At 65.1% G+C, this 12,641-nt stretch carries 9 protein-coding genes; 2 read left to right on the forward strand and 7 right to left on the reverse strand.

Annotated elements, in window-relative coordinates; genetic code table 11:
* Positions 1–104 precede the first annotated feature (104 nt).
* The 6 genes from ppa to FHT02_RS17855 form a co-directional block, all read right to left on the reverse strand.
* On the reverse strand, positions 105–686 hold the full coding sequence (ppa, locus tag FHT02_RS17830) for an inorganic diphosphatase (protein WP_184090902.1): 582 nt from the start codon (positions 684–686) through the stop codon (positions 105–107).
* Positions 687–1,111: 425 nt separating this feature from the next.
* Positions 1,112–2,053, reverse strand: coding sequence for an N-acetylglucosamine kinase (locus FHT02_RS17835; protein ID WP_184090904.1), 942 nt, complete (start codon positions 2,051–2,053; stop codon positions 1,112–1,114).
* Positions 2,050–3,192 (reverse strand): SIS domain-containing protein, encoded by a 1,143-nt coding sequence (locus FHT02_RS17840; RefSeq protein WP_221239554.1) that lies wholly within the window; start codon positions 3,190–3,192, stop codon positions 2,050–2,052. Before FHT02_RS17840 ends, FHT02_RS17835 begins: the two co-directional genes overlap by 4 nt.
* Positions 3,185–4,468, reverse strand: a complete 1,284-nt coding sequence (locus FHT02_RS17845; RefSeq protein WP_184090908.1) for a D-tagatose-bisphosphate aldolase, class II, non-catalytic subunit — start codon at positions 4,466–4,468, stop codon at positions 3,185–3,187. Before FHT02_RS17845 ends, FHT02_RS17840 begins: the two co-directional genes overlap by 8 nt.
* A gap of 70 nt (positions 4,469–4,538) precedes the next feature.
* A complete protein-coding gene (locus tag FHT02_RS17850) occupies positions 4,539–5,447 on the reverse strand; it encodes a DMT family transporter (RefSeq protein WP_184090910.1) in 909 nt (302 codons plus the stop codon).
* A complete protein-coding gene (locus FHT02_RS17855; protein ID WP_184090912.1) occupies positions 5,444–7,534 on the reverse strand; it encodes a glycoside hydrolase family 36 protein in 2,091 nt (696 codons plus the stop codon). The genes FHT02_RS17850 and FHT02_RS17855 overlap by 4 nt, the downstream gene beginning before the upstream one ends.
* Positions 7,535–7,680: 146 nt before the next feature.
* On the opposite strand from FHT02_RS17855, the gene FHT02_RS17860 reads away from it, so the two are divergent.
* Positions 7,681–8,781 (forward strand): amidohydrolase family protein, encoded by a 1,101-nt coding sequence (locus FHT02_RS17860; RefSeq protein WP_184090914.1) that lies wholly within the window; start codon positions 7,681–7,683, stop codon positions 8,779–8,781.
* A 54-nt stretch (positions 8,782–8,835) separates the two neighbouring features.
* Here FHT02_RS17860 and agaR read toward each other — a convergent pair whose 3' ends face one another.
* Entirely contained in the window at positions 8,836–9,615 is a 780-nt protein-coding gene (gene agaR / locus FHT02_RS17865) for a transcriptional repressor AgaR (protein ID WP_184090916.1), read from the reverse strand.
* 172 nt (positions 9,616–9,787) lie between these two features.
* Between agaR and FHT02_RS17870 the strand changes: the two genes are divergently transcribed.
* Complete coding sequence (locus FHT02_RS17870) at positions 9,788–12,640, forward strand: TonB-dependent receptor (protein WP_184090918.1); 2,853 nt, start codon at positions 9,788–9,790, stop codon at positions 12,638–12,640.
* Position 12,641: the final 1 nt, after the last annotated feature.

A 12,641-nucleotide genomic window follows, 5' to 3' on the forward strand; every position in this document is an offset into this window, starting at 1 on the left:
CAACCTCATCTTCACACCAATAGCACTCACTTCGCCGAGCCAGCGAAATAGCGCTGGCACGGCTGACATCTCTACATAATAAATACAACGTCGTGACTATCCACCTACTTGCGTCCCGCGACCTCAGGTGAATCGTGCGGCTCTTCGCCCTGCCGCTTCGCTTCGTCGTAACGCGCTATTGCTTCAAGCGTGATCCTCCGCGCCTCGTCCCGGTCGCCCCAAGTGCCCACACGCACCCACTTTTTCTTTTCTAAGTCCTTATAGTGCGTGAAGAAGTGCTCGACTTGCTCGAATACAATCTCCGGCACATCGGCCCGGCCGTCGACGTTCTTGTAGTAAGGGAAGACAGAATCAACCGGTACGCAAATAAGCTTTTCGTCACCGCCAGCCTCATCTTCCAAATTTAGAACCGCAATGGGCCGTGCTCGCACGACGCATCCTGGGATGAACGGCGAACGCGCGATAACCAGCGCGTCAAGCGGGTCGCCGTCTGGCGACAGCGTGTGAGGCACGAAGCCGTAATTGGCGGGGTAGCGCATCGGTGTATGAAGAATCCTGTCAACGAAAAGCGCACCGCTCGGCTTGTCGAATTCGTACTTCACCGGCTCACCGCCAGTCGGAACTTCGATGATCACGTTCAGGTCGTCTGGAGGGCTCTTCCCGACCGGAATAAGATCAATGCGCATGCGTTCCCCCTGTCACCGTTAGTCTCTCAGTAATCGACGCAGTCGGCTTAGCCCACAACGTCGACGAGCCGGATAGCGTGGGTCGTTCTGATAGTCGATGCGCGGTTCAGACGATGGGCGAGACGGCAGCCGACGCTGCTTCTAGGCGGATAGGCCGTCCGTCCTCCTTCAATCAGAAGCGCTTTAGAACGACTAAGCTCGAGGCGCCGACCGATACGGCGGGTGGCCCCGCGAAGATGAATGAATGGCAGAAAACGGGAAGCGCTCGAGCACGCCGCAATGGCAGAGTTTGGCGCTTCTTCCATAAAACTCAAGATTGGTGCAATCGATTGCCAAGAAGCGAAGTGTGGGCAGCGGCCTGTCGCTTGGCACCTTCCCGCGGTTCGAATCAGACATGCGAGAATCATGGCAATTTGCGACTCTCATCACGACTTGTGGGCCATCTTTCGCTTCTGCGCGTACAGCGCAGCGCCGTAAGCGGGCGAGTGGCGGGGCTCGACGCTCACGAAACCGCCGGCAAGGTCCAGCATCGCGACAAACGCGTCGCGTACGACGGACTGCCGCAGCAGCACCCCGCCCGACCATGAAATCGGCGTCGCCTCATCGTTAGGAAAGCCGAGCCGTGTCCGGAGTGCAGAAGCCAAGGCGAATAGCTCGACCGCTGCCGCGGTTAGGATCGCATGTGCCTGCACATCGCCGGCGGCGGCGGCCTGAGAGACGAGGTTGGCGAGGCTAGCGACCTGGCCGCGGGGCATCCCGCTGCCGCCCATCACGCACTCGCATAGTTCGAGGTCGCTGCGCAGGTCCAATGCCTGAGTGACATGCGCGTGAAGCGGGCCCCTGGGGGCGCGGCCGTCGCTCATCCGCGAGAACAGCGCGAGGCCCTGAGTGGCGATCCAGTGCGCCGAACCCTCGTCGCCGAAGACCTCGCCCCATCCACCGACGCGCGCCGACAGGCCCTGCCGCTCGCCATAGCCGATCGAGCCGGTGCCGGCGACGATGTTGATTCCGTCCTCGCAGGCGAGCGAACCCGCCCAGCCGCACACCATGTCGTTGTCGCAGATGTAGCGCGAATGCCCGAGCAGTCGGCCGCAGGCCGCGTGCAGTTCCGGGTCGATGGCGCCGTCTTCGCCATAGGCAGGCAGCCCGAAAAAGGCCTGGTCGAACTCGGCCGGCCCGATCCCCAGCTGTCCGCAAAGCGCGCCGATGCCGTCGCCCAGCCGCCGCTCGACCTCGGCGACGCCGATCTCGAGATGATAGGTCGTCCCGGTCACGGCGCGCGCGACGACTTCGCCCGCATCATCGATACAGACGAACTCGGTCTTGGTGCCTCCGCCGTCGACACCAAGGTAGCGGGCGCCGTTCATGCCTGAGCAGCGTGGATCCGCACGCCCTGGACGACGCGATTGACTGCGCCGCTCGCATTGGGGTTGTCGGGCGTGAGGCCGAGAAGCTGCGACACGCGCAGGCCGAGCAGCTGGGCGGGCACGATGAACGGGAAGAGCAGGTCGGGGTCCGCAGCCTGGGCCATGCCTGGAATGGTGATGTTTGCGCCGTCCGCGGGCTGCGCAGATACGACGATCACCTCGCCGCTATGCCCGTCGCGGCGAAGTTCGCGGACGATATCGAGATCGTAGAGGCGCACCAGCGGATCGTTTGCTACGAACACGACGATCAGCGTCTCGGCGTTGACGATCGTCTTGGGGCCGTGGCGGAAGCCTAGCGCGCTATCGAAGCAGGTTACGACCGCTCCGTCGCTCAACTCCATCATCTTAAGCGCCGCCTCGCGCGCGAGGCCGGTGAAAACACCGCTGCCGAGATAAACGACGCGCTTGAACCCGCGCTCGGCCAGCCGCTCGGCCGGCGCTTCGGCCTGCGCCAAAGCGCCTTCCACGCCGGCGGCGATCACCGGAACGCGCGGATCCAAGGCGTCGATTCCGCCGAGGATCGACAGCGCGGCGAGCATCATTGCGCTGAAGCTGGAAGTCATCGCGAAGCCGCGGTCATGCGTCGCCTCCGGGAGCATGACGACGAGGCTGTTGGCGCCCGCGCGTTGCGCAAGCGCGCCCGCCGCGTTGCAGGTGATGACGAGGTGATAGGCCTCCGCGATGTGCCCATCCAGCAGCTCCACCGCGGCAAGGCTCTCAGGGCTGTTGCCCGAGCGGCCGAACGAGACGAGCAGCGTCGGAGTGTCGCGGCGCAGGTGGTACTGAGGCGCACTGACGATGTCGGTGGTGGCGATTGCCTCGACGCAGCGGCCGAGCAGCTTCGACAGCCACGGCGCGAGACATTCGCCGATAAAGGCCGAGGTGCCCGCGCCCGTAAGGACGATGCGCAGCTCGGGCCGGGCGAGCAACGGCGCGACGAACGCCTCGATCGCGGCCCGCCGGGCGCGAAGGACCTGCTGGGTGGCGCGTAGGGTCTCGGGCTGCTGCTCGATTTCGCGGCGCGTCCACAGCTCGGTGCCGGGATTGTCGGCGTCCGTCGCGAGAAGAGTGTCAGGCATGAGGATAGCAGGCTCCGTAATAGGCATCGAGCGTTGCGCAGACATGCGCCATGACCAGCTCGGCGGGGTCCAGAGAGAAATCGCCGGCGCGCACGGCGGCATAGGCCACCGGCAGATATTGGCTGACCAGCGGCAGAGACGGCGTCGTCGCGCGAAGATTCTCGAACAACCGCGCCTGCGCAGCGGCGATCGCCGGGTCGGGCCAGTAATAGCGGATGCGATCCGAGAGGCTGTACTGGAGCTGGAGCGTCAGTGCGTTGCCGGTGGCGTGATAGTACTTTTGCCAGTTCCGGGGATCGGTGCGCATGCGATCAAGCGCGACCGCGCGCAGCCCGGCACGCTGGTCCGTTGGCACGGTTTCGGCTTCGATCGCATCGAGCGCCCACAGCGCCTCGCGCAGCGCGAAGGTGACTCCGGGGCCGACCTTGAGGATGGCGAAATGGTCGCGGACCAGCGCCGCGAGGCCGGCGGGGGTTTGATAATCGGTAGAATGCGCCTCGAAGACGAGGTGGTCGACGGGCTCGATCACGCGGCTGAGTTCGGTAGCGCGTTCGGGGCGGTATTCGACGACCTTGTCGTGGTCGAATTCGACGCCGGGCTGGACCACTGTCGCGATCACCCGCTCCCACGCGTCGGCAAGGCCGAGATCGCGAAACAGGTCGCGATGCATGGCGACGGTGGCGATTGCGGCTTCCGGGGTGGTGACCGCGAGGCCTTCGAGATCCTCGGCGGCGCCGCCGGGGACGGGCACTTCGGTGCCGATGACATAGACCGGGGCGTCGGCAGGATCACCGGCAAAAGCGTCCTCAGCGGCGCGGCACAACCGGCCGGCGCGCTCGGCGATGACGCGTTCGGGGAGCGGCACCGGATCGTCGGCGCAGCTCATCGAGCAATCGAGATGGATCTTGCGGAAGCCGGCACGGACATAATCCCCGACCATGATCTCGGCCTTGTCCATCGCCTCCTCAGCGGGGAGCGCCGTCCACGCGTTGGGGCCGAGATGGTCGCCGCCGAGAACCAGCCGGTCGATCGGGAAGCCGGTCTTGGCGGCGAGGGATTCGACGAAGGCGCGGAAGTCGGCGGGAACCATGCCGGTATAGCCGCCGTCCTGATTGACCTGGTTCGAGGTTGCTTCGATCAGCACCACAGGTTGCGCGGTGCGCAGCGCCTGGCGGAAGGTCGCCTCGATCACCAGCGGATGCGCCGAGCAGACCGAGGTCACGCCAATCTGCTCCCCGGCCTTGTGACGCTCGACGATGTCTCGAATCAATTCCACCTCGGCTCCCCTTTCTTCGCTCACATAGTCGAGCGGAACACGAAACGCAATTAAGCGAAATATAACGAAACTAGACGGTTTCCGCCTGCTGCGTCTCGCTGGCGTCAGGCTCAAGCGCGAGGAGCAGCGAGGCAACTAGCGCCAGCCCTATACCCAGCATCTTGAGCGGGCCCGGGACGACGTTGAGGACCGCCAGCGACAACAATGCGGTGGCGAGCGGGGCTCCGGCATTGGCGAGCGGGGCGACAAGGATCGCCTTGCCGTAGCGGAAGGCGAACACCAGGCTCAGCGCGCCGATCGCGTTGAGCGACTGGATGACGGTCGCGAGCCCGGGACCGTCCCAGCCCCAGTTGATCGGAGCGGTGAAGTCGGTCATCGCCCAGGCGACCGGCGCCAGCAGCAGGCCGGACATCGTCATGTAGACGAAGATGCTCTCGGCCGAGGTGACGTGGTTCGCCGCCTTCATGAAATAGGCCTGAACGCCCCAGCACAGCATCACGATGAGCGCGGGCACCAGCCAGGTCAGCGAAGAACCACCGGCGCTTCCAGGCGCGAAGTCGAAGGTCGGCAGCGCGAGTAGCGCCAGCACGATGCCGATCGCGCCGAGCCGCCCGGTGCGCTCGCGCATCAACAGCGCCGACAGCGCGATCGTCACCACCGGCGACAGCGAGATGACCGGGAAGATCAGATAAGCGGGGCCACGCGCGACCGCATAGAACAGCAGCATCTGGCCGCCCGCGCCGAGCAGCCCGATCGCCAGGCCATAGGCGACCGCGCGCGGCGTGCGATCGAGCTTCCATCCGGCCTGGGCGAGCACGACGAGCGCCGGCGGGATCATGGTTAGCGCCCAGACGCAATAGACCAGCGTCTCGGGGAAGCCGCGCTGCGGCGAGAGCCCCGAAAAGGCGCCCCAGATGCCCCACAGGACGACGGTGACGAGCGCGTAAATCAGCCAGGCTCGGCCAGAGGTTGCAGTCATGCCGGGGTTCCGCCCATGGGGGTGGCGCGGACCAGCAGGAAGCGCTGGAACGAAGCACGCAGGCTATTGGCGCCGCGCGCCGCCGTGCCGAGCACCGCGCCGGTGAATGCGTCGGTCAGGGTATAGCGCCCCTTGCCGAGGCCGCGCAGCTCGATCGGGCCGTCCCATGTGTCGGCGTAAAAGGCATAGTGGAGCGCACCATCCTTGGCGATCGCATGTGCCTCGGGCTTGTCGAAGCCGATGTCGTAGAGCCCGCCGAGATAATCGCCCTTGGCGAGCATGTTGGCGCGATAGAGGTCGATCCACTTGCGCCACATCGCTTCCTTGGCGGGTGTCAGCACATAGCCGCCGGGCGGAAGCTTGTCGGTGGGGTTGGGCGTGTCGGCGGGCCAAGTGAACTTGGTGGAGGGGATCGCGCCGATGCCATAGGTCGAAGCGAAATCGTTGCGGCCGTCGCTGAGCTCGACATGGTCACCGGCATAGGGAGCCGAGGGTCCCATCAGCGCCTTGAAGGTCTTGCCCTTGGTGCGGACCTGCCACGACGAGAGCGGATCAGACGCTGGCGTGGTGTTGGTGCCGATGAGGTTGTGAAACGCGAAGCTGTCGCCGCACGGGCAGAGCTCCATGATCGCGTTCGGATTGCTCGCAACCGCCTCGTCGTAGAGCGCCTTCCAGAAGTCCTGGAGCTTCTCGTACGATTCCTCGGGACGCGCATGGTTGTGCGCGGGATTGTAGCAGGGCGCGACGGCATTGAGATGCTGCCCGTCCAGCTTGAGTCCCTCGAACCCCCATTCGCCGATGATCCGGCGGACGAGCTCGCGGTGATAGTCGATCACCGGCTGATAGGCCGGGCACAAGGTGAAGGCATCCCACCAAGTGACCTTCTGGCGCGCACCGCTGCGATCGAGCAGCAGCATGTCGGGACGGTCACGCAGCAGATCCGTGCCCGGATCGACCGCGAGCGGCGCCAGCCACAGCCGCGGGCGCATGCCGTCCGCCTTGATGCGATCGGCAAAGGCTTTGATGTCGGCGCCGCCGCGCGGAAAGCGCTTGCGATCGACATGCCAGTCACCCTCGGCGGTCTGCCAGCCGTCGTCGATCACGGCCCATTCGAAGCCGAGTTCCTTGGCTTTGGGCAGCGTACCATAGACCTGCTCTGGGGTGAAGTTGCGCTCATAGCCCCAGGCGCACCAGATCGGCGCATAGCTCGACTCGGGGATCTTGGGCGCGGCGACGCCGCGTTCGGCCATCATCCGGCGATAGGCATCGAGCGGGCGGAAATAGTCGCCGACATGCGCCATCACGAAGCTTGCGGGGAGGGTGAGGGCCTCACCGGGCGCAAGCCGAACCGCCTCGTCGCCCGACATGCCGATGCTGGTGCTGTTCGGGCGCGCAGCGATTGGCAGGGAAATCAGCCGCGGCACGGTATCGACATGACCGACCGCTAGCCCGACATCACGACGCCAAGCGACCGCCACCGGTGTGCCGCCGCCATAATCGGAGCTGTTCATCCCCATGAAGTTGCGCTGGTCGAAGCCTGGCTTGACGCGTTGCACCCAATCGCGGCGATCGGGATGCGAAGCCCCCGAGAAGCTCCACGCGCCCCCGGGCGCGGCGAGCAACTCGTGCGTCGCGAGTTTCCACCCGGTGGCCTGAACGGGCGCGGACCCGGTGTTGCGGAAGTGGGTCTCGTAGAGCGCCAGCCCGGGATAGCGATCGAACAGGGTGATGCCGAGTTCGAGCTCGACGCCGCCACTCGCGGTAGCGCGGATGCGGTGCTGCCGGCCGGGGCCATGCGGGCCTTCGGCAGCCGCCTGGGTGTGATCGAGCAGCAGGAAGCGGTCGATGGCGCCGCGATTGGTGAGCAGCGTCGCGATAGGCGTCGCCGGCGTGATCGCGCGGCCGTCATGGAGCAGGTGCGCGCGAAGCTGCGCGTCGAGGTCGATCGTCAGGACGCCGTCGGAGATGCGGGCGCCGGCGGGTGCGGCGGCCCAGGCGCGAGTGCCGAGCGCGGGCGTGGCGACGATCGCACCGCTTGCCATCAGCGACCGCAGCATCGTTCGACGAGTGACGATATTCCACGGCATTTGGCTGACTCTCCCGCTCGGGCGCCACCGCTCCCATACGCGATGCGCCACTTGAGAAAGAGCTTGCACGAAGCAACCATGCGGCGCAAATCAAAACGCAACAAAATATAGCGTTTCGTTTCGATTCACATCGGTAGGAGTTGCGGATGCAGATTTGGCGCAGCGTGCTGCTGGTGGGGACAGCCGCGTTGATCGGGGCGACCGCGCCGGAGCGCGGCTATGGGGAAGGGGATTTCACGAACGTCGCCAAGTTCGATGCGCATGTGCATGCCAATGTGAATGACCCGCGCTTCCTTGAAGTGGCCAGGCGCGACGGCTTCCAGTTGCTCTCGATCAACGTCGATTATCCCGACTTTCCGCCGGTGCCTGAGCAGGCGACCATCGCCGAGGCGATGCGCAAGGCCGATCCGCGGCTGCAGTTCGCCACGACCTTCTCGATGCAGGGCTTCGGCACGCCGGGCTGGACCGAGCGGACGATCCGCACGATCGACGCCGCGGTCGCGCGCGGCGCGGTGGCGGTGAAGGTCTGGAAGAATATCGGCATGGTGGAGAAGGACGCGCAGGGCAAGCGCGTGTTCATCGACGACCCCCGCTTCGACGGAGTGATCGCGCATCTCGAGCGGCGCAAGATCCCGCTCATCGTCCACCAGGGCGAGCCCAAGAATTGCTGGCTGCCGCTCGATCAGATGACGACCGAGAACGACCGCGCCTATTTCAGCGCGCATCCCGAATATTACATGTACCTCCACCCCGAGGAGCCGAGCTACGAGGCGCTGATGGCGGCGCGCGACCGCTTCGCCGCGCGGCATCCCAAGCTCGCCTTTGACGGTGCGCACATGGCGAGCCTGGAGTGGAGCGTGGACGAACTAGCGCGCTTCCTCGATCGCCATCCCAACACCGTGGTCGATCTCGCCGCGCGAATGTCGAACCTGCAGGCGCAGTCGGTCGGCGACCGCGCGCGGGTGCGCAATTTCTTCATCCGCTACCAGGACCGCATCCTCTACGGTACCGACCTGACCGACAGCCCGCTGGATCCGGCGGCGCGCGCGCAGAACCCGCCGGCGACTAACGACTTCGCGCGCGAGGCGGATCGGGTATGGCGCAACGACTGGCGCTATCTGGCGACCCCGCTGAGCCAGCGAGTCGATGCGATCAAGGCCGATGCTGAAGGACTCGATCTGCCGCGTGGGGTGATCGACAAGATCTACAGCAAGAATGCCAGGCGCTTCTTCGCGCGGATGACCTGAGCGGGCGGGGCGGAGCCGGTGCCGCGGCCTCCGCCCATCCACGCCCGGAGCGCCTCAGGCGATGTGGAGGCGGAAGCCCGCGCGTTCGGCGCCCGCCTGCATGCCGTCGGCATCGTCGCCGTCGGTGATCAGGTCGTCGATCTCGGCAACGTTGAGGATTCGGTGGAGGCAGACGCGTCCGAACTTCGACTTATCGGTGACCGCGATGACCTGGCGCGCAGCCTTGACCATCCTGCGATTTAGCATCGCCTCCGGCTCGAAATGGGTGGTGATGCCGCGTTCGAGATCGAAGCCGTCTACGCCGAGGAACAGCTTGTCGACATGGAGATCGTCGAGCGCGTTCTCGGTCTGCGCGCCGTAGAAGGCGCGGTTGCGGCGGCGCAGCGTCCCGCCGAGCATGACGACGCGGATCCGCTCCTTGCGGGCGAGCGCGCAGAGGATGTCGAGATCGTTGGTGAGAACGGTGATGTCTTCGTCGTCGGGCAAGTGGTGCGCGATCTGGAGCGTGGTGGTGCCCGAATCGAGCACGATCGAATCGCCGGGCTGGACCATCGACGCCGCGAGCGCGCCGATCCGCGCCTTTTGGTCGATGTTGCTCGCGCGCTTGGTCTCGAGCGGCGGCTCGGCCACGACGTTGACCGCATCGGCGGAGATCGCGCCGCCATAAGATCGCTCGGCGACGCCGCGCTTCTCGAGATAATGCAGGTCCTTGCGGATCGTCTGCATCGACACGCCGAAACGCGAGGCGAGCGGCGCCACCTGCACGCTGCCGCGCTCGCGGACGAGCGCGCTGATCTGTTGACGTCGTTCGCTGGTGTCCCGGATTACGGACATGAAACCCTCCCGAAACTCTTACTTATCAGCGCATAACGGCGCCGACAACCGACTGGCTAGTTTCGTTTCATTTCTGTTTGACTGTTTGGCGCACGGCAAGTTACCGAAACGCAACATATCGCGCTGACCGGCTTGATCCGGAATGGCGCTGCCATGCGCGAGGGGAGTTGTGATGACTGGACGGTGTCTGTTCCGCGATCTGATGATGGGCGGCGCGAGCGCGACGGCGCTGCTGGCAGCCTCGAGCGCACTGGCGCAGAGCGATGGCGCACCGGCCGCCGCTACTGCCCAAGCCGAAGAGCAGGCAAGCTCGGCGGAGGAGCCCGAAATCGTCATCCGCGGCGTGCGCGGCAGCCTGTTGCGATCGATCCAGGCCAAGCGCGACGCCGACACGATCGTCGACGCGATTTCCGCCGAGGAGCTCGGCAAGTTCCCCAACCGCAACGTCGCAGAGGCGCTGGCCAACATCCCCGGGGTGACCGTTGGCCGCGATGGCCGCGGTGAGGGACGCGACATCACGATCCGCGGGCTCGGCGAGAACTTCGCGATCACCACCCTCAACGGGCGCATCCTTCCGACCGACGGCTCCGACCGTTCGTTTGCGTTCGACGTGCTGCCGTCCGAGATCATCTCGGGCGCGCAGGTCCAGAAGGCAGTGCGCGCCTCCGAGCTCGAGGGCAGCATCGGGGGCAATGTCGACCTGCGCACGGCGCGTCCGCTCGATCGCCCGGGGTTCCACCTCTCGGCGGCGATCGAGGGCCAGTATAACGACCTGGTCGAGAAGGGGGGCTACAAGATTTCGGGCGTGGTCAGCACGACGTTCGCCAATAACACGATGGGGATCCTGATCGGGGCGAGCTATAACAAGTACAAGTTCCGCACCGACAATCTCGGTGAGTATTCGATCACGGATGGCACCGAGGCAGGGTACGGCGTCGACTTCGACGGCGACGGCCAGGTCAATCCCGACGAGAACGGGCCGGCGTTCATCTGGCCGGACTATTACAGCGTCGGCTATGTCCGTGGCGAACGCGAGCGGATCGGCTCGGCGGCGGCGTTCCAGTGGAAGCCGTCCTCGAACTTCGAGCTAACAATAGACGGGCTGTACAGCCGCTATGAGGTGACCCAGCACAATTACCGGTCCTCCAACTACCTCAATCCGCTCGGCGACGATGGCTCCCTGCGGTGGGATCCCGCATCGATTGAGACGGACACCAGCCACGTCGTCACCAATTTCGCGATCGACGATCTGGTCAGCGAAGTGCTCACCACCGACGAGCCGCGCAAAAGCCAGACCTGGCAGCTTGGCGGGCATATCGACTGGCGCGCAACCGATCGGCTCAAGTTCGGGTTGGACGGCTATTTCGGCAAGGCGCGCGACAACACCGGCGGGCAGAATCGCTTCGTCGTCGCAGGCATCCCCGGTGCTTCGGCCGAATTCGCGGCACGCCCCGGGGGCATCCCCGATCTGGCGATCACGATCCCCGGCGGCCGCTCGCTCGATCAGGCGACCAACGACGATTTCCGCGCGCATTACATTGGCATCCAGGGCCAGAATATCGAGGACGAGACCAAGGGCGCCAAGCTCGACGCGACCTATGAGCTGGGTGGCGCGTTCAAGTCGATCAGCCTTGGCGGGGCGTGGACCGATCGCGAGAAGACCGTCGCGACGATCGACAACCAATATACCACCTCGTGCAACTATTGCGGCTACCCGTTCACCTTCGGCCAGCTCGACGCCGACGTCGTGCGGCCGGGGAGCGGCAACGGCATCCTCGGCAAGCTGGGCGGCGATTTCCCACGCAACTTCCCGATGTTCGACATCGACACTTATCTCGCGGCACTGCCGCGCGCGGACAACAATCCGGCGATCCTCGACCCGAACAGCTGCCTCGATGCAACCGGCGCGCCGATCCCGGGATGCTCGCTATCGCCTTACCCAGCGGGCTATTCGACGCAGTTGATCGAGCCCGATCTGCCGGCGTCGTACCGGATCAAGGAGCGGACCTGGGCAGGGTATCTCCAGATCAACCTTGCGGGCGAGCGCTGGCGCGGCGACATCGGCGCGCGGCTGGTTTCGACTAAGGTGTCCTCGACCGGCTATGGCGCGACGATCGCCAGCATCATCCCCCGCGCCGGCACGCAGGACAACGACGTCAACTTCAATCCCGTCGATGCGATTAACGGTGGCGGCGACTATACAAGGCTGCTGCCCGCGGTGAACTTCGCCTATGACATCACCGATGGGCTGCGCGTGCGGCTCGCCGCGTCGCAGGCGATCTCGCGGCCAACTTTCGGCGAGCTCTCGCCCGCCAAGGACGCCAATTCGGCGCAATCGGGCACTTACATCATCTATGATGCGGGCAACCCGAACCTCAAGCCGACCGAGGCGGATCAGCTCGACATCTCGCTCGAATATTACCCGTCGAACCGGCTCGCGCTGACCCTGGCGGGCTTTTACAAGCATATCACCAATTTCGTCTCGAACGTGCCCGTCGACGTGCTGATCACCCCGAGCGCGCAGCCCGCGAACCAGCAGCAGAGCTTCCCGTTCGTCGAATATCAGGTGGTCAACGGAGACGCGGCGGACGTCTATGGCGTCGAGCTCGGCGGCCAGTACTTCCTAGATAACGGTTTCGGCGTGCAGGCCAACCTGACCTACAATCGCTCGCGCGCTAAATCGGGCGACGTCACCACCGACCTGCCCGGAGCGATCCCGTTCTCGGCCAACGCCAAGCTGTTCTACGAGAGGAACGGCATCGGCGCGCAGGTCTCGTACAGCTACCAGTCCCGCTACGTGTACGCGCAATCGGGAAATCTCGGTTACCTGCCGGTCAAGGAAGACCCGTATCACGAGATGTCGGCGAGCCTCTCGTACGACGTGACCGACAATGTCTCGGTTTATGTGCAGGGATCGAACCTTCTCGGCTCGGACATCCGCCGCTTCAACACCTATCGCGACGTGCCGAACTTCTACGAGTATTCCGGTCGCTCGTTCTTCATCGGGGTGCGCGGGCGGCTCTGAA

It is taken from the genome of Sphingomonas xinjiangensis (genome assembly GCF_014199255.1).
Classification (GTDB): Bacteria; Pseudomonadota; Alphaproteobacteria; order Sphingomonadales; family Sphingomonadaceae; genus Sphingomonas; species Sphingomonas xinjiangensis.

Coding starts and splice junctions, on each gene's coding strand:
- FHT02_RS17840 (WP_221239554.1), bottom strand. CDS start 3,192: ATGCCTGACACTCTTCTCGCGACGGACGCCGACAATCCCGGCACCGAG.
- FHT02_RS17870 (WP_184090918.1), top strand. CDS start 9,788: ATGACTGGACGGTGTCTGTTCCGCGATCTGATGATGGGCGGCGCGAGC.
- FHT02_RS17835 (WP_184090904.1), bottom strand. CDS start 2,053: ATGAACGGCGCCCGCTACCTTGGTGTCGACGGCGGAGGCACCAAGACC.
- ppa (WP_184090902.1), bottom strand. CDS start 686: ATGCGCATTGATCTTATTCCGGTCGGGAAGAGCCCTCCAGACGACCTG.
- agaR (WP_184090916.1), bottom strand. CDS start 9,615: ATGTCCGTAATCCGGGACACCAGCGAACGACGTCAACAGATCAGCGCG.
- FHT02_RS17855 (WP_184090912.1), bottom strand. CDS start 7,534: ATGCCGTGGAATATCGTCACTCGTCGAACGATGCTGCGGTCGCTGATG.
- FHT02_RS17850 (WP_184090910.1), bottom strand. CDS start 5,447: ATGACTGCAACCTCTGGCCGAGCCTGGCTGATTTACGCGCTCGTCACC.
- FHT02_RS17860 (WP_184090914.1), top strand. CDS start 7,681: ATGCAGATTTGGCGCAGCGTGCTGCTGGTGGGGACAGCCGCGTTGATC.